This window comes from Dactylosporangium sp. NPDC051485 (genome assembly GCF_040682015.1).
Classification (GTDB): domain Bacteria; phylum Actinomycetota; class Actinomycetes; order Mycobacteriales; family Micromonosporaceae; genus Dactylosporangium.
On record NZ_JBFAZW010000172.1, the window covers coordinates 1 to 15487 of the forward strand.

At 74.4% G+C, this 15487-nt stretch carries 15 protein-coding genes; 8 read left to right on the top strand and 7 right to left on the bottom strand.

Translation table 11 applies throughout. The features are described 5' to 3' along the window. Positions 1-74: 74 nt before the first annotated feature. From AB0M46_RS48465 to AB0M46_RS48475, 3 genes are all read left to right on the top strand, one after another. Positions 75-356 carry a hypothetical protein gene (locus AB0M46_RS48465; RefSeq protein ID WP_363347981.1) on the top strand — a complete coding sequence of 94 codons (282 nt, stop codon included), beginning with the start codon at positions 75-77 and terminating at the stop codon, positions 354-356. A 119-nt stretch (positions 357-475) separates the two neighbouring features. Beyond that, complete coding sequence (locus AB0M46_RS48470; RefSeq protein WP_363347983.1) at positions 476-1561, top strand: LLM class flavin-dependent oxidoreductase; 1086 nt, start codon at positions 476-478, stop codon at positions 1559-1561. Then, the gene (locus tag AB0M46_RS48475; RefSeq protein ID WP_363347985.1) at positions 1562-2167 is read left to right on the top strand and encodes a CE1759 family FMN reductase; all 606 of its coding nucleotides are present in this window, start codon (positions 1562-1564) and stop codon (positions 2165-2167) included. Here AB0M46_RS48475 and AB0M46_RS48480 read toward each other — a convergent pair. Beyond that, a complete protein-coding gene (locus AB0M46_RS48480; protein WP_363347987.1) occupies positions 2144-3094 on the bottom strand; it encodes a GNAT family N-acetyltransferase in 951 nt (316 codons plus the stop codon). The genes AB0M46_RS48475 and AB0M46_RS48480 overlap by 24 nt on opposite strands. Positions 3095-3114: 20 nt before the next feature. On the opposite strand from AB0M46_RS48480, the gene AB0M46_RS48485 reads away from it, so the two are divergent. Continuing rightward, a complete protein-coding gene (locus AB0M46_RS48485; protein ID WP_363347989.1) occupies positions 3115-4368 on the top strand; it encodes an MFS transporter in 1254 nt (417 codons plus the stop codon). Here the strand turns inward: AB0M46_RS48485 and gndA are convergent. Together gndA and AB0M46_RS48495 are read right to left on the bottom strand one after the other, a co-directional pair. Next, positions 4365-5801 (bottom strand): NADP-dependent phosphogluconate dehydrogenase, encoded by a 1437-nt coding sequence (gene gndA, locus AB0M46_RS48490; protein ID WP_363347991.1) that lies wholly within the window; start codon positions 5799-5801, stop codon positions 4365-4367. The genes AB0M46_RS48485 and gndA overlap by 4 nt on opposite strands. Before the next feature lie 109 nt (positions 5802-5910). Then, on the bottom strand, positions 5911-6480 hold the full coding sequence (locus AB0M46_RS48495) for a helix-turn-helix domain-containing protein (RefSeq protein ID WP_363347993.1): 570 nt from the start codon (positions 6478-6480) through the stop codon (positions 5911-5913). An 81-nt stretch (positions 6481-6561) separates the two neighbouring features. On the opposite strand from AB0M46_RS48495, the gene AB0M46_RS48500 reads away from it, so the two are divergent. After that, the gene (locus AB0M46_RS48500; RefSeq protein WP_363347995.1) at positions 6562-7269 is read left to right on the top strand and encodes a GNAT family N-acetyltransferase; all 708 of its coding nucleotides are present in this window, start codon (positions 6562-6564) and stop codon (positions 7267-7269) included. Here AB0M46_RS48500 and AB0M46_RS48505 read toward each other — a convergent pair. The 3 genes from AB0M46_RS48505 to AB0M46_RS48515 all read right to left on the bottom strand — a co-directional run bounded on the left by AB0M46_RS48505 (position 7266) and on the right by AB0M46_RS48515 (position 9253). Continuing rightward, the gene (locus AB0M46_RS48505; RefSeq protein ID WP_363348011.1) at positions 7266-7466 is read right to left on the bottom strand and encodes a ferredoxin; all 201 of its coding nucleotides are present in this window, start codon (positions 7464-7466) and stop codon (positions 7266-7268) included. The two genes, AB0M46_RS48500 and AB0M46_RS48505, sit on opposite strands and share 4 nt — an antisense overlap. Before the next feature lie 5 nt (positions 7467-7471). Next, positions 7472-8689, bottom strand: coding sequence for a cytochrome P450 (locus tag AB0M46_RS48510; protein ID WP_363347997.1), 1218 nt, complete (start codon positions 8687-8689; stop codon positions 7472-7474). A 120-nt stretch (positions 8690-8809) separates the two neighbouring features. Continuing rightward, on the bottom strand, positions 8810-9253 hold the full coding sequence (locus AB0M46_RS48515; RefSeq protein ID WP_363347999.1) for a pyridoxamine 5'-phosphate oxidase family protein: 444 nt from the start codon (positions 9251-9253) through the stop codon (positions 8810-8812). A 145-nt stretch (positions 9254-9398) separates the two neighbouring features. Between AB0M46_RS48515 and AB0M46_RS48520 the strand changes: the two genes are divergently transcribed. After that, positions 9399-12146 (top strand): LuxR C-terminal-related transcriptional regulator, encoded by a 2748-nt coding sequence (locus tag AB0M46_RS48520; RefSeq protein WP_363348001.1) that lies wholly within the window; start codon positions 9399-9401, stop codon positions 12144-12146. Positions 12147-12185: 39 nt separating this feature from the next. On the opposite strand, the gene AB0M46_RS48525 is transcribed toward AB0M46_RS48520, so the two are convergent. After that, complete coding sequence (locus tag AB0M46_RS48525) at positions 12186-13976, bottom strand: glycosyltransferase (RefSeq protein ID WP_363348004.1); 1791 nt, start codon at positions 13974-13976, stop codon at positions 12186-12188. Positions 13977-14317: 341 nt separating this feature from the next. Here AB0M46_RS48525 and AB0M46_RS48530 point away from each other — a divergent pair, with 341 nt between their 5' ends. Together AB0M46_RS48530 and AB0M46_RS48535 are read left to right on the top strand one after the other, a co-directional pair. After that, on the top strand, positions 14318-14620 hold the full coding sequence (locus AB0M46_RS48530; RefSeq protein ID WP_363348006.1) for an antibiotic biosynthesis monooxygenase: 303 nt from the start codon (positions 14318-14320) through the stop codon (positions 14618-14620). 18 nt (positions 14621-14638) lie between these two features. Further along, complete coding sequence (locus AB0M46_RS48535) at positions 14639-15391, top strand: AraC family transcriptional regulator (RefSeq protein ID WP_363348009.1); 753 nt, start codon at positions 14639-14641, stop codon at positions 15389-15391. Positions 15392-15487 lie beyond the last annotated feature (96 nt).

Consider the following 15487-nt stretch of genomic DNA (forward strand, 5'->3'; position numbering starts at 1 on the left):
GGCCCGGCCGGACGCCGCCGTCGCGGTCCCGGCCGGGGCGAGCGGCCGGTCGCCCCTTCGGCGAGGATGGGCCCATGAACGCCACCGTGCTACGGATCGTTCCGGCCCGCTCCGACTGGCAACCGACCGAGGAGGCCGCCGACGCCGCCGCCGAGGCGCTGCGGGCCATGTGCCCGTCCGCCGACGAGTTCGCCATCGTCCGCTACGCCGAGACGACGCTCATCGACGAGTCCGGCTCCGCCCGCTTCGAGCTGTGGGTCCGCAACCCGGCCCGGCCGCGGCTGTCCCCGGCCGAGCTGGCCCGCCTGGCCACCCTCCTGGGCGCCGACCTGCGCCAGCTCCTCGTCCCGCGCTGAGCGCCGCCGATACCGTCAAGTTTGGTGACCTTTCATTGGCGGAATGTTTGATGCGGCAGCTACGTTGTATGCGGCGTCGGGCGGGGCCAACCAGGCCCCGGCAGAGTGAGGCGGGCGACATGCAGTTCGGGATCTTCACCGTTGGGGACGTAACGCAGGACCCGACCAACGGGCGGGTGCCCACGGAGGGCGAGCGGATCAAGGCGATGATGACCATCGCGCTCAAGGCCGAGGAGGTCGGGCTCGATGTGTTCGCGCTCGGGGAGCACCACAACCCGCCGTTCGTGCCCTCGTCGCCGACGACCATGCTCGGGTGGATCGCGGCGCGGACCACGCGGCTGCGGCTGTCGACGGCCACGACGCTGATCACGACCAACGACCCGGTCAAGATCGCCGAGGACTACGCGATGCTGCAGCACCTGGCCGACGGGCGGGTGGACCTCATGATGGGCCGCGGCAACACCGGGCCGGTGTACCCCTGGTTCGGCCAGGACATCCGCAACGGCATCGCGCTCGCGGTCGAGAACTACGCCCTGCTGCGGCGGCTCTGGCGCGAGGACGTCGTGGACTGGGAGGGGAAGTTCCGCACGCCGCTGCAGGGGTTCACGTCCACGCCGCGGCCGCTCGACGGGGTGGCGCCGTTCGTCTGGCACGGGTCGATCCGCAGCCCGGAGATCGCCGAGCAGGCCGCGTACTACGGCGACGGGTTCTTCGCCAACCACATCTTCTGGCCCAAGGAGCACACCCAGCGGATGGTGGACCTCTACCGGCGGCGCTTCGAGCACTACGGGCACGGCGGCGCCGACCAGGCCATCGTGGGGCTGGGTGGCCAGGTCTTCATGCGCAGGAACTCGCAGGACGCCAAGCGCGAGTTCCGGCCGTACTTCGACAACGCCCCCGTCTACGGCCACGGCCCCTCGCTCGAGGAATTCTCGGCCCAGACGCCGCTGACCGTGGGCAGCCCGCAGGAGGTCATCGACCGCACCCTGGGCTTCCGGGAGTACGTCGGCGACTACCAGCGGCAGCTGTTCCTCGTCGACCACGCCGGCCTGCCGCTCAAGACCGTGCTGGAGCAGATCGACATCCTCGGCGAGGAGGTCGTGCCGGTGCTGCGCAAGGAGTTCGCCGTCGGGCGGCCCGAGCACGTGCCGGACGCCCCGACGCACGAGTCGCTCAAGCAGGCCGCAGCGAAGGTGGAGGCGTAAGTGAGCCGCTCGATCGTCGCGGTCACCGCGGGCCTGAGCCAGCCGTCGTCGTCGCGACTGCTGGCCGACCGGCTCGCGGCGGCCGCGCGGGCCGGACTCGATGAACGGGCCGACGTGCGGGTGTTCGAGCTGCGCGACGTGGCCCACGACATCACCGACCACCTGCTGACCGGGTTCCCGCCGCCGCGCCTCAAGGAGGTCGTCGACGCGGTGGCCGGGGCGGACGGGCTGGTCGCCGTGTCGCCGATCTTCAACGCGTCGTACAGCGGGCTGTTCAAGTCGTTCTTCGACGTCCTCGGCGACGACGTGCTGCGGGACAAGCCGGTGCTGCTCGGCGCGACCGGCGGCACGGCCCGGCACTCGCTCGCCCTGGAGCACGCACTGCGGCCGATGTTCGCCTACCTGCGTGCGGTGGTGGCGCCGACGACGGTCTTCGCGGCCACCGAGGACTGGGCCGCCGGCGGCGACAACGGGCTGGCCGACCGCGTCGCCCGCGCCGGGGCGGAGCTGGCCGCCCTGGTCGCGGCCCGCGAGCCCGTCACGGTGAAGGACCCGTTCGAGCTCACCGGGTCGTTCGAGGACCTACTGGGCGACCCGCGGCGCTGAGACCATGATCCACACGGGGAGGTCGTCGACCATCAGGTGCTCGGCGACCTCGAAGCCCGCCGAGCGGTAGACCTCAACGTTGCGTGGGTTGGACGTCTCCAGGTAGGCGGGCAGCCCGTCGGCCGCGGCGCGATCGAGGCCGGCCCGCATGGCCGCCCGGCCCAGCCTGCGGCCGCGGTGCTGCGGGTGGCTGGCCAGCACCCCGAGGTACCAGTGCGGCGTCCTCGGCATCTTGCCGTGCACGACCTCCTGGTAGCGCGCGAACCGGCCGGTCTGCGGCGCGTGCTCGGCCGCCGGGCCGCCGGGCACGCGGGGCGGGTCCCACATCGCGACCGCGGCGCCGCCGTCGGCGATCCACACCGTGCCGAGCCCGACGCGCGCGTCGAACAGGCTGCCGGCCATGGCGGCGGCCTCGGCCGGGAACGTCGCGTCGTCGGGCAGGAACCAGCGCACGGCCGGATCCGCGGCGAAGGCGGCCACGAAGGTCGCCACGGCGGCCGCCCGGTCCGCGGGGGTGGCCACGGCGATGTCGGGGTTCACGCGGGTCCTCACGTTCGACAGGTACGCGTCGATGGCGTCGCGGTTGCGGGTGAGACAGGCGATCCGGGCGTCCATGCGGTCGCGCTCGTGCCGCAGCAGCTCGACGACCTCCGGCCCGGCGTCGGAGATCGTGATGCTACACGGATTGTCCAGGCAGGGCAGCACCTCCTTGATCAACCGGGTGGGCAGGCCGGCCTCGAGCAGGCCGCGGATCTGCTGCACCCGGTCGACCAGGTGCTCGCCGTAGTCGCGGTAGCCGTTGTCCCGCCGGGCGGGGGTCAGCAGGCCCTGCTCCTCGTAGTACCGCAACAGCCGGGCGGGCGTTCCCGTGCGGTCCGACAGCTCGCCGATGCGCATGTGACCCGCCTCCCACTGGTTGACCTTCACATTAGTGTGATGGTCCGACGATGGCGGGCATGCCCCTCGCCGTGCTGTCGCTGGCCCAGTTCCTGCTGGCCCTGGACTACTCCATCGTCTACGTCGCCCTGCCCGGCATCGCCCGCGACCTGCACCTCGGCCTGAGCGCGGCGCAGTGGGTGGTGAGCGCCTACGCGGTGCCGTTCGCCGGGTTCCTGCTGCTCGGCGGGCGCCTGGCCGAGCGGGCCGGCCCCGGGCGGCTGTTCGTGGCCGCGACGCTGCTCTTCGGCCTGGCCAGCGCCGCCGGCGGGCTGGCGGGGGACGGGCCGGTCCTGCTGGCCGCGCGGGCCGTGCAGGGTGTGGCGGCGGCGCTGCTGCAGCCGGCGATCCTCGGCCTGCTCGGGGCTCGGTTCCCGGCCGGCCCGGCCCGCACCCGGGCGCTGTCGGTGTGGAGCGCGGTCGGGGCCTCCGGGCTGGCCGCGGGGGTCGTGCTGGGGGGTGCGCTCACGCGGTACAGCTGGCGCTGGACCTTCCTCGTGAACGTCCCGGTGACGCTCGCCTGCGCGGCCGGTGCCGCGATCTGGCTGCGCTCGGCCGCCAGGGGGCCGGCGGACCGGGACCCGGTCGGCGCGGCGCTGCTCGGCACCGGGGCGGCCTTCGGCGCCTCGCTCGGCCTGACGCTGGGTGGCCCGGCCGGCTGGGCGATGGTCGCGGCCGCCGGGGTGCTGCTGGCCCTGACGCGGGCGCCGCAGCCCCGGTCGCTGCGGGTCGGCGCGATCGCCGCGGCGCTGTACATGGCCAGCGTCGGCTCGGAGTTTTACGTGGTCACGGTCATGCTGCAGGACCGGGACGGGTTCTCGCCGCTGCGGGCCGGGCTCGCCTTCGTGCCGCTGGCCGCGCTGGTCATGGTGGGCGGCGCGGTCACCGGGCGGCTGGTCCGGCGCTTCGGGGCGGGACGCACGCTGGCCGCCGGGTTCGTTCTGGCCGCCGTGGGCCTGGCCTGGCTGGCCGCGGCCAACCGGGGATACGCCGCCGCGATCCTGCCCGGGCTGCTGGTCAGCGGGCTGGCGCACGGGATCGTCTACACGTCGATGTTCAACGTCGGCGGGCGGGACGTGCCGGCCGAGCGGCAGTCCTCGGCCGGGGCGGTGATGACCACGGCGCAGTACCTCGCCGGGGCCGTCGCCGTCGCCGCGCTCACCCTGCCGCTGCGCGCGGGCTCCTACTCGGCGGCCTTCTGGGCCACGGCCGCCGCCGCGCTCGCCGGAGCGCTCGTCACGCTCCGGCGAACCGCGGCGGATTAGGCCGTGTGCTCCTTCTTGTCGCCCGCCCACTCGACGTGGAACGTGCCCTCGCGGTCGACCCGCTTGTAGGTGTGGGCGCCGAAGTTGTCGCGCTGGCCCTGGATCAGCGAGGCGGGCAGCCGCTCGGCGCGCAGGCCGTCGAAGTAGGACAGCGACGAGGAGAACGCCGGGGTCGGGATGCCGGCCGCGGCGGCGGCCACGACGACCCGGCGCCAGCTGGGCACGCCGGCGTTGACGGCGTCGGCGAAATACGGCGCCACCATGAGGCTCTTGAGGCCCGGGTTCTCGTCGTAGGCCTCGCGGATCCGGTTGAGGAACCGGGCCCGGATGATGCAGCCGCCGCGCCAGATCGTGGAGACCTTGCCGCGGTCGATGTCCCAGCCGTACTCCTCCGAGCCCGCCTGGATGTGGTCGAAGCCCTGCGCGTAGGCGACGATCTTCGACGCGTAGAGGGCGGCCCGCACGTCCTCGATGAACCGGTCGCGGTCCGGCACCTCCAGGGCGGCGACCTCGGTGCCGAATGCCTCGCGGGCGGCGGCGCGCTGGTCGGCGTGGCCGGACAGGGAGCGGGCGAAGGTGGCCTCGGCGATGCCGGTGATCGGCACCCCCAGGTCGAGCGCGCTCTGCACCGTCCAGCGGCCGGTGCCCTTCTGCTCGGCCTGGTCCAGCACGATGTCGACGAAGGCCTTGCCGGAGTCGTCGTCCACGTGGGCCAGCACGTCGGCGGTGATCTCGATGAGGAACGACTCGAGGTCGCCGGTGTTCCAGGTGCGGAAGATGTCCGCGATCTCGGCCGGGGTGGCGTTCAGGCCGGCCCGCAGCAGGTCGTAGGCCTCGGCGATGAGCTGCATGTCGGCATACTCGATGCCGTTGTGCACCATCTTCACGAAGTGGCCGGCGCCGTCGGGCCCGATGTGCGTGCAGCACGGGGTGCCGTCGACCTTCGCCGAGATCTTCTCGAACATGGGGCCGAGCTTCTGGTACGACTCCGGGGAGCCGCCCGGCATGATGCTCGGGCCGAGCAGGGCGCCCTCCTCGCCGCCGGACACGCCGGTGCCGCAGAAGTGCAGCCCGTGCTCGCGCAGCGCCTGCTCGCGGCGGCGGGTGTCGGCGAAGTGGGCGTTGCCGGCGTCGACGATCATGTCGCCCTCCTCCAGGAGGGGGACCAGCTCGTCGATGACCGCGTCGGTGGGGCCACCGGCCTTGACCATGATGATGACGGCCCGCGGGCGGGCCAGCGAGGCGACGAAGTCGGCCATGGACTCGCCCGGCACGAACGTGCCCTCGTGCCCGAACTCGTCCACCAGCCGGCGGGTGCGCTCGTACGAGCGGTTGTGCACGGCCACGGTGTAACCGTTGCGGGCCAGGTTCCGGGCCAGGTTGCGACCCATCACGGCCAGTCCGGTCACGCCGATCTGTGCCAAGTCGGACATCTGCGATGCACCTCATCCAGTCGAGCGGATCTCCCCGAAAGGCTACCCGCCTACTGTCCCCCGTCCCGGAGGCGTAGGTGCCACGTTCCAACCATCAGGATTCCCGCAGTTACCGGCTGCGTATGCCGTCCAGCGCGACCGTCAGGACGCGCTCGCGCTGGGCGTCGTCCACGTAACCGCCCGCGGTCAGGCCCGAGATCATCCGCAGCAGGTCGTCGGAGCTCACGTCGGTGCGGGCCAGCCCGGCCTCCTGGGCGCGGGTGAGCAGGGCGTCGGCCGCGCGGTACATCGACTCGCGGGCGCCCCGGATCATCGCCGAGTCGCGGTTGATCTCCTCGATGATCGCCCGCTTGGTGGCCAGGTAGCCGACGAACCGGCGCAGCCACGCGGCCAGCGCGTCCCACGGGGGCAGGTCGGCCACGTCGCCGGCGGCCCGGCACAGGGCCTCGATCTCGTCGGTGTAGACGGCGTCGAAGAGGTCCTGGCGGGTGGGGAAGTTGCGGTACAGCGTGCCGATGCCGACGCCGGCCCGGCGGGCGATCTCCTCCAGCGAGGCGCCGGAGCCGCGCTCGGCGAAGGCGTCGCGCGCGGCCGCGATCAGCGCGTCGAAGTTGCGCCGCGCATCGGCTCGCTGTGGCCGCCGTACGCCGGGCGGGGTCTGCCCGGGTTGGGTCTGCATTACACCGTCACCTTGTATCGGAGGTACTCCTCCACTTTAACACTGCCGCCGGGGAGGCGGGGATGGTGGTACGACTGGGCCATGGACGCGCTCGAACTGGCGGCGAACAACGCGGCCCACCTGTGGACCCTGCTGGGCACCGCGCGCGGCTACGACGTGCGCCGCCACCCGGGCCTGCTGGCCGTGGACGGCGACGGGCGGGCCGGCCTGCGGGTGCTCACGCTGGCCGCCCGCCTGCCCCCGGAGGGCCGCGCGGCGCTGGAGGCGCTGGTCCCGCGCCCGGGCCGGGTGGCGGTCGAGGACGCCTTCGGGGCCGTGGAGCTCACCGCCCGCGGCATGTCCTCGCGGCAGCTCCCCGTGATGATCCGCCGGCCCGGCGAGCCCGTCGGGGAGCCCGCCCTCCCGGTGCGCCGGGTGACGACCCCGGACGAGCTGCGCACGGCGGAACGGCTCGTGGTGGACGGCTTCGCGCTCGAGCACTTCCAGCCGTGGACGCCAGGGGTGGTGTTCCCGCCGGTACTGCTGGAAGGCGCCGAGCTGCACCTGGCCCACCTCGACGGGGAGCCGGCGGGCGCCTGCCTGGTCGTCGCGCAGGACGAGGCGGTCGGCGTCTACTGGGTGACGACGATGCCGCGGTTTCGTTCCCGGGGCGTGGGGCGGGCCCTGATGCACGCCCTGCTGCGGCGCTTCGACGACCGCCCGATGACGCTGACCGCCTCCCGCCTGGGCCGGCCCCTCTACGAGTCGCTCGGCTTCGAGCGCGTCACCGACGCGATGTGGTGGTCCTAATCGGGGTCCTCCAGGCGCAGGGCCCCCGACGGGCAGCCGAGCACGGCCTGCCGGACGGCGTCGCGCAGGGACGGCGGCGGGTGCTCGTCGAGCACGACCACCACGCCGTCCTCCTCGCGCTGGTCGAAGACCTCGGGCAGGCGCAGCGCGCACTGGCCCGAGCCCACGCACACGTCGGTGTCGGCGCCGACCCGCATGGCGCTCACCACGTCACCGGCACCTCGTCGACGCCGCCGGTGAGCCGGTTGTGCCGGATCTCGATGGCGTCGACGGGCACGGCCAGGCGCAGGCCGGGGAAGCGGCGCAGCAGCGCGGGGAACACGGTGCGCAGCTCGGTGCGGGCGAGGCTGGCGCCGATGCAGACGTGGGCGCCGTGGCCGAAGGCGAGGTGCGCGTTGGGGCGGCGGTCCGGGTCGAACTCGTCCGGGTCGGCGAAGACCGTCGCGTCGCGGTTGGCCGCGTTGCTGGCGATGATGACCGCGTCGCCGCGGGCGATGGTCACGCCGCCGATCTCGACGTCCTCGTGGGCGTAGCGCAGCAGCCCCAACCCGCCGGGCGCGGTGATCCGCAGGATCTCCTCCACCGTCGGGCCCACCTGCCCGTCCGGGTCCGCGGCGAACCGGTCGCGCCGGCTCGGGTCGCACAGCAGCAGCAGGACGCCCAGGTCGATGCGGGTCGAGGTGGTCTCGTGCCCGGCGAAGATGAGCCCGGCGGCCAGGCGGGCCAGCTCGTCCTCGCTGAACGTGGGGTCCTCGGCCTGCGCGGCCACCAGGTCGGAGATGACGTCGGGGCCGGGCTCGCGCCGCTTGGCCTCGGCCAGCGTGGCGGTGTACGCCTTGAAGTCCGCCATCGCCGCCCGCGCGTCGGCGCCGCCGTCGATCATCCCGATGCGCTGCGACAGCTGCCGGAAGTGCCCGCGGTCGGCGTAGGGCACGCCCAGCAGCTCGCAGATGACCAGCACCGGCAGCGGGAAGGCGAGCAGCTCGTGCAGGTTGACCGGCTCGTCCGGGCGGGCGTCGCGGGCGGCCCGCATGTCGTCGAGGCAGCGCTCGGTGAGCTCCTCGATGCGCCCGGCCAGCCGGCGCATCCGGGGCGCCGAGAAGGCCGGGACCAGCAGCCGGCGCATCCGGCCGTGCTCACGCTCCTCGGTCTCGTAGTCGCCGCTCGGCCCGTCGAGCACCGCGGCATGGGAGACCCGGGCCGCGGTCTCGGGCGCCGGGTGGGAGCGGCCGAAGCGCCGGTCGCCGAAGATCTGCTTCGCCTCGGGGTATGCGGTGACCAGCCATGCGGGGTCGCCGGCGGGCGTGGTGACCCGGGTCAGCGGGGCCTCGCGGCGCAGCACCTCGTACAGCGGCGCGATCTCGAGGACGTTGGGCCGGTCGAAGGGCAGCCGGGGCCGGGCGTGGGCCGTAGTGGTCATCGGGAGGCTCCTCACGCATTCGCCGATTTCGATGTCAGGCTAACACGTAGTCACGGCCTCCAGGCTCCTCGCGACGGCGGCGGCCGTCCTCACCCGCAGGAGAGGACGGCCGCGCTGGCGTCAGACCCGCCACTCGCCGGCGACCATGAGGTCGCGGCCGGCGAGCTCGTCAACCTCCCGCCAGGCCTGGATCAGCTCCGGGCGGATGCGGAAGTACGGGTAGTTGCGCTGCCGCCGCGGGTCGAAGCCCGTCTTGGCCGCGAACGCGTCGCCGAGCTCGTCCGGGACCTCCCCGACGCGCTGCGCCGTGCCCTCGATGAGCACCACGTCCCGGGTCGGCCCGACGGTGAGGCGGACCCGTCCGCCCGCGAGCAGGTTGCGGGCCGTCGGGTTGGTCGCCGCGGTGGAGATCAGCAGCGTCTCGCCCTCCCACAGGAAGGACAGGGGCACCAGGTACGGCGTGCCCTCGGCGTCGGCGGTGGCCACCCAGGCATCGACGTCGTGCTCGAGCCGGCGCAGGGTGTCCTCGCGGCGCCGGGCCAGCGGCCGGGGAGGCGGCGCCATCGGCCCAACGCCCGCTTGACCGGGGTCTGTCACGTTTCCCGCTGCGTTGTCGCTCATGACGTCAAGTCTCGCCGAGGGGCCGCCCGGTGACATCCGTGCCGAGCACGGAGACGACCACGCAGAGCCCCCACGGATAATGGGGCCCGTGGCGACGCAGGCGGGGATCTCGGGGCGGGAGGCGGAGGTGCTGTCCCTCGTCGGGGAGCACCTGAGCAACGCGGAGATCGCCGCGCGGCTGTTCATCTCCGTGCGCACCGTGGAGACCCACGTCTCCTCGCTGCTGCGCAAGCTCGGCGCGGCCGACCGGCGGGCCCTCGCACAGGTCGCGGCCGAGTGGAGCCGGGCCGGCCGCGGTCGCCGGGCCGCGCCCGGGCTGCCGTCCCCGGTGACCCGGTTCGTCGGCCGGACCCGCGAGCGGGCCGGGCTGGCCGCCGCGCTGCGCGAGCACCGGCAGGTCAGCGCGGTCGGGCCCGGCGGGGTCGGCAAGACCCGGCTGGCACTGGCCGTGGCGGCCCAGGCGGCCGGCGACTTCCCCGACGGCGTGTGGTGCATCGACCTGGTGCCGATCACCGACCCGGCGATGGTGGGACCGGCGGTGGCCGCGGCGGTCGGCGTCGGCGAGCAGCAGGGCCGCGGGCTGGACGATTCGGTGCTCGCCGCGCTGGCCGACCGGCACGCCCTGCTCGTGCTGGACAACTGCGAGCACGTCCGCGACGGGGTCGCCCCGTTCCTGGAGCGGCTGCTGGCCGCCTGCCCGCGGGTGAGCGTGCTGGCCACCAGCCGGGCCCGGCTGATGGTGCCCTTCGAGCGGGTGTACCCCGTCCCGCCGCTGTCGCTGTCGGGCGACGGGAAGTCCGACGCGGTCGCGCTGTTCCTGGAGCGGGCCGCGGCCGTGGGCTGGCCGGTGGCGGCCGAGCAGCACGGGGAGGCCGCCGAGATCTGCCGGCGGCTCGACGGGGTGGCGCTGGCCATCGAGCTGGCCGCCGCCCGGCTGCCGACGCTCGGGCTGGACGGGCTGGCCGCGGTGCTCGGCGACCAGCTGCGGCTGCTCGCCGGCGGGGCCCGGGCCGACGACCGGCACCGCTCGGTGCGCGCGATGCTGGACTGGAGCTACGACCTGCTCGACGAGGCCGACCGCACGCTGCTGCGCCGGGTCGCGGTCTTCGTCGCGCCGTTCACCGCCGACGCGGCCGCGCAGGTGGCGGGCTTTGCCCCGCTGGACGCGATCGCGGTGGTCGACGGGCTGGCCCGGCTGGCCGAGCAGAGCCTGCTGGTGGCGGTCCCCTCCACCGGGGGCACCCGCTACCGCGGGCTGGAGACGATCCGGCAGTACGGCGTCGAGAGGCTCTCCGGGGCGGGGGAGCTGCCCGGCGTACGGCTGCGGCACCTGCGATGGTGCGGGGCGAGCGCGGCCGGCCTGGCGCAGGACCCGCGCCCGGCCGACGGGTCCTGGCGGGCCCGGTTCGACGCGATCGCCGACGACCTGCGGGCCGCGCTCGGGTGGGCCGCCGGCGCCGCCGAGCACCGCGCGGACGCCTACCGGCTGGCCATCGCGCTCGCCGAGCTCGCGTTCACCCGCAACCTGGCCGGCGAGGCCCAGCAGCGCTACGAGCAGGCGGGCGGGCTCGCCGGGGACGACGCCCTGGCCGCCGCCGCGCTGCGCCACGCCGCCGCGGTGGCCGGCTGCCGGCTGCTCGGCGACGACATGTACCGGCTGCACCGCGCGGCCGCCGGGGCCGCCGTCCGGGCGGGGGACAAGGCCGGCGCCGCCCGCGCGATGGCCGCCGCGGCCACGACGGCCTACCGGTTCTCCGGCACGTTCACCCGGCTCCCGCCGGACGAGGAGCCGGCCGCGCTGCTGGCCGAGGCCCGCGAGCTGGGCGGCGGCGACCCACTGACCGAGGCCGCGCTGGCGCTCGCCGAGGCAGCCGTGGTCTCCGACGCCTTCGGCTCCGACCAGGGCCCGTCCGACAACGCGGTCGCCGCGACGCTGGCCGCCGCCGAGCGGGCCGTCGAGCTGGCCCGCCGGGCCGGCGACCCCCTCGCCGTCTCGGCCGCCCTCGACTCGCTCGCCGGCGCCCGGGCCTGGGCCGGGGACAGCTTCGGGGCCGCGGTCACCGCCCGCAGCCGCATCGAGCTGCTCTGCGCCGTGCCGGTCGCCCCGGCCAGCATGCTCGAGCTGACCGACGCGCTCGTCTCCGGCGTCGACACCAGCCTCGGCGTCGGCGACCTCGCCACGGCCCGCGGCTGGGCCCGGCGCCTGGCCGAGCTGCCCCTGCTGGCCGAGGTGGGCCACCTGGGCCTGTCCTGGCTGCTCTCCGTCGACGCGCTGGCCGGCGAGGCCGACGCCGTGCTCGACGCCGGCGGGCGCTTCCTGGAGGCCTGGGAGCGCACCGGCCGGGTGCGCGCCGCCCGCCTGGGCGCCCCCGCCGCGGCCGTCGCCATGATCCACGCCCTGCGCGGCGACGACGAGGCCCGGGCGCACTGGCTGGCCGTCGCCGACCGGCTCGGCGCGACCCCCGAGCGGGCCACCGGCTACGGCGCGGTCTTCGACGCCACCGTCCTGCTGCACCGCGGCGAGGTGGAGGCGGCCCTGCAGCGGGTGGACGCCGAGCCCGAACGGTTGTGGAAGTGGGTCACCTGGATCTGGCTGCACTGGTACGCCGGGCTGCGCGCCGAGGCGGCGGCGCTGGCCGGGCACCCGCAGGCCCGCGCCCGCATCGAGTCCGCCCGCAAGGTGGTGGCCGGCAACCCCATCGCCTCCGCCCAGCTGGACCGGGCGGAGGCCATCCTGGACGGCGACCGGGACCGCATCCGCGCCACCGCCGAGGCCTTTGCCGCGGCCGGCTGCCCCTACCAGGCCGCCCGCTCCCGCACCCTCGCGGACCTCTAGGAATCCGTTCAAGGCCTCCGAGGCCATCCTGACGGTGCGCTACGCCGCCCGCGTGATCACGTCGTGCATGCGCCGCCGGGCCAGCTCCATCCGGATGCGCCGGTCGTTGCGGGGGTCGGTGGTGGTCGGCACGATCGGCTCGCCGATGACGATCACCATGGTGGGCTTGCGGCGCAACAGCCGACCGGCGCCGCTGGGCGGAGTGAAGCGGATCGACAGCGGCAGCACCGGCACCCGGGCCTGCGCGGCGAGGTGGAACGCGCCCCGCTTGAAGTCGCGCAGGCCGGTGTCGTACGGCCGCAGCTCCCCCTCCGGGAAGAAGTGCACGATGCGCCCCCGGGCGAGCAGCAGCTCCATCTCGGAGAAGAACGCCGGCAGCCCCGCCGGGGTGCGCGGCACGGCGACCCCGCCGAGCAGCCGCACCAGGCCGCCGTACCACCGGTGCTCGAGGTTCATCGGGGCGGCGGTGAAGACCGGCCGGCGCGGGAACAGGGCGATGCCGACGAGCGCGCTGTCCAGCAGGTGCACATGGTTGCAGACGGTCAGCGCGCCGCCGGTGCGCGGCAGCCGGTTCACGCCCTCGGTGCGCACGCCGAGGATCACCCGGGTCCACAGGAACAGCAGCGGGATCGCGACCGCGTAGTAGAAGGCGCTGGACAGCAGCCGGAACGTGCGGCCGGCGTGCCCGGTCGGCGCCTCCGGGGCGTGCCCGGCCCGGGCGTAGACCCGCTCGATCGCCTTGACGCTGCGCTCGACCGCGTAGAGCTCGGCGAAGCTCGCGTAGGCGGCCGAGGCGGCGGACAGCCCGGCCGGGTCGTCGATCCACTCGTCGATGCGCGCGGCCAGCGCCTCCGGGTCGCCGGCCCGGAACAGGTTGCGCGCCTGCAGGGCGAACTGGCTCGTCGCGCTGCGCCGGCCGTCGGCGATGACCGGCACCAGCCCGCAGGAGAACGCCTCCATGCAGGACATGCCCTCGATCTCGACGTCGGAGGCGTGGACGTACAGGTCGCAGGAGCGAATGAGCTCGATGAGCTCGTCCTGCGGGTAGTGGCCGAACCGCGCGGGGTTGGGCAGCCGGGCGCCCATCCGGCGCAGGCGCTTCTCCCGCGGGCCGTGGCCGGCGAAGTGCAGCTGGATGTCCGCGGCGTGGCGGGAGCGGCGGACGGCCCGGATGAGCACGTCCTGGCGCTTCTCGGGGGAGAGGCGGCCGACCATGAGGATGCGGAACGGCTCGCCGGCCCCGCGGACCCGGGGCGGGCCGGGCCGGAAATTGCTCCCGACCCCGTTGGAAATGACGTGCAGGCGGGCGCGGTACCCGTGCTGGCGCAGCTGCGCGGCGATGAACGTCGACGGGCAATGGATGTCGGTGAACCGCCCGTAGAAAAGCAGGCGCAGCAGGATGTAGACGACGTGCGCGGCGGGCGGGAACCAGCCCAGGCCGATGTTGTACGTCACGTTCTCTGGCTGGATGTGGAATGCCGCGATGGCCGGCACCCCGAGCTCGCGGGCGACGCGCTGCGCGGCCCGCCCGAGGGGCCACGGCTGGTAGATGTGCACGACGTCGGCGCCCTCGATCGCGGTGCGCAACACGGCGCGGACCGGCTTGGCGAACAACGTGTGCTGCCGGTGCGCGAAGCTGCTCGCGATCGGCACCACGAGCTCGGGCACCCAGTACATGTGCGGCCCGTCGGGAGGCTCGTCCGGCTCCCCGCACGCGACCACGCGCACGGTGTGCCCGCGCGCGATGAGCGTTTCGGCGAAGCGCATCGCCGAAATCGTCGTGCCGTTGTTCCCTACATTGAACGTATCGATGACCAGCGTAATGACCATTACCCCGCCATTCCCCGGGATCCGCGATTCCTCGCGGCTGGCGGACCCTGGCCGGAGGGTGCGGATTACGGCGGCAATGAGCCCGTCACATCGGACGCACGAACATGCGGACAACCCTGACCTAAACGCGTGATCAGCACGCTATCCAACACGAATCGGTGGGTCAATGCTCGTGTAAGTGGCGTCACCGAGGCGACCCGCCGGTGCATGCGACGGCGAATGGTGGCGATCACCGCGGCTGTCCGCTGGGAGCGCATAGCCGTCCGTCCGGCGGCGGCGGACCGGGCGGCGACCGCGCGAGGATCGGTGTGCCCAACGGATACGACGCAGGAGGTCACACCGTGTTCATCGCCATCCTCGACTTCAGCACCACGGCCGCCGACCGGCCGGCCGCCCTCGCCCAGCTCGAGTCGGAGCGCGAGGAGATCCGCGCCATGCCGGGCAGCGTCGCCTACCGCGTGTACGCCTCGCGCGACGACGACACCGGCGTCGCCGTCATCCACGAGTGGCAGGACGAGGCCTCGTTCGCCGCGTACCAGAGCTCCGAGGCGTTCGCGCGCTCCGGCGTGGTGGTGCGCCCGCTCATGACCGGCGCCCCGAACAGCCGCCGCTTCCGGGCCGAACTGGTCGAGACGGTCGCCTGAGCTCCTACGCTTGAGCCGATGACCCGCCAGGCGTACAGCTTCGTGCGCACCTTCGCGCCGCAGCCCCCGCGCGAGCTGTGCGTGGGCCGCCACTACCTGCTCTGCGCCTCCGCCGGTGCCCTCCGGCTGGAGGCGCAGGGCCAGGCGTGGCTGCTCCCACCCGCCCGGGCGGCCCTCATCGAGGCCGGCCGGGCGATCACGGTCAGCATGCCGCAGGCCGCCACGACCGCCTCGGTACTCTTCGACCCGGGCTTCGCCCCGCCGCCCCCGGCCCCGCTGACCGTCTTCGACCTCACGCCCCTGGCCCGGGCCCTGGTCGTCGAGTGCGGCGCGTGGGGCGAGAGCGAGGAGCCGCTGGCCCCCTATGCCGAGGCGCTCTTCGCCGCCCTGGCCGCCGTCGCCTGGCGCCTGGCCGAGCACCCGAGCCCGGTCGTCGTGCCGGCCGGGCGCACCCCGCTGCTGCGCCGGGCCCTCGCGCTGACCGAGCGGCGCCTGGCCGAGCAGGTCTGCTTCGAGGACATCGCCGGCGAGGTCGGCCTGGCCCCGCGCTCCCTGGCCCGCCGCTTCGCGGACGAGACCGGCCTGACCTGGCGCGCGGTCCTGCGCCGGATGCGCGTCATGCGGGCGGTCGAGGAGCTCGCGGCCGGCGACACGCCCGTCACCAAGGTCGCCTTCGCGGTCGGCTACACGTCGTTGTCCGCCTTCAATGCCGCGTTCCGCGAACTGACCGGCCGCTCTCCGACCGAGTACCGCGCCAGCTTCCGTCCCTGATCCCCCTAGGTGACTGGTGTTAAACGATGGCCGCCACTGGCGTGGCGGCCATCGTTTTGGATCTATTTCGGGTAGTTTGCTGGGATGGCGTTAGGC

What these genes read in the sequence shown, in the direction of transcription:
- AB0M46_RS48495 (WP_363347993.1), bottom strand. Translation starts at nt 6,480, where the DNA reads ATGCAGACCCAACCCGGGCAGACCCCGCCCGGCGTACGGCGGCCACAG.
- AB0M46_RS48485 (WP_363347989.1), top strand. Translation starts at nt 3,115, where the DNA reads ATGGCGGGCATGCCCCTCGCCGTGCTGTCGCTGGCCCAGTTCCTGCTG.
- AB0M46_RS48465 (WP_363347981.1), top strand. Translation starts at nt 75, where the DNA reads ATGAACGCCACCGTGCTACGGATCGTTCCGGCCCGCTCCGACTGGCAA.
- gndA (WP_363347991.1), bottom strand. Translation starts at nt 5,801, where the DNA reads ATGTCCGACTTGGCACAGATCGGCGTGACCGGACTGGCCGTGATGGGT.
- AB0M46_RS48515 (WP_363347999.1), bottom strand. Translation starts at nt 9,253, where the DNA reads ATGGCGCCGCCTCCCCGGCCGCTGGCCCGGCGCCGCGAGGACACCCTG.
- AB0M46_RS48525 (WP_363348004.1), bottom strand. Translation starts at nt 13,976, where the DNA reads ATGGTCATTACGCTGGTCATCGATACGTTCAATGTAGGGAACAACGGC.
- AB0M46_RS48535 (WP_363348009.1), top strand. Translation starts at nt 14,639, where the DNA reads ATGACCCGCCAGGCGTACAGCTTCGTGCGCACCTTCGCGCCGCAGCCC.
- AB0M46_RS48510 (WP_363347997.1), bottom strand. Translation starts at nt 8,689, where the DNA reads ATGACCACTACGGCCCACGCCCGGCCCCGGCTGCCCTTCGACCGGCCC.
- AB0M46_RS48470 (WP_363347983.1), top strand. Translation starts at nt 476, where the DNA reads ATGCAGTTCGGGATCTTCACCGTTGGGGACGTAACGCAGGACCCGACC.
- AB0M46_RS48500 (WP_363347995.1), top strand. Translation starts at nt 6,562, where the DNA reads ATGGACGCGCTCGAACTGGCGGCGAACAACGCGGCCCACCTGTGGACC.
- AB0M46_RS48505 (WP_363348011.1), bottom strand. Translation starts at nt 7,466, where the DNA reads ATGCGGGTCGGCGCCGACACCGACGTGTGCGTGGGCTCGGGCCAGTGC.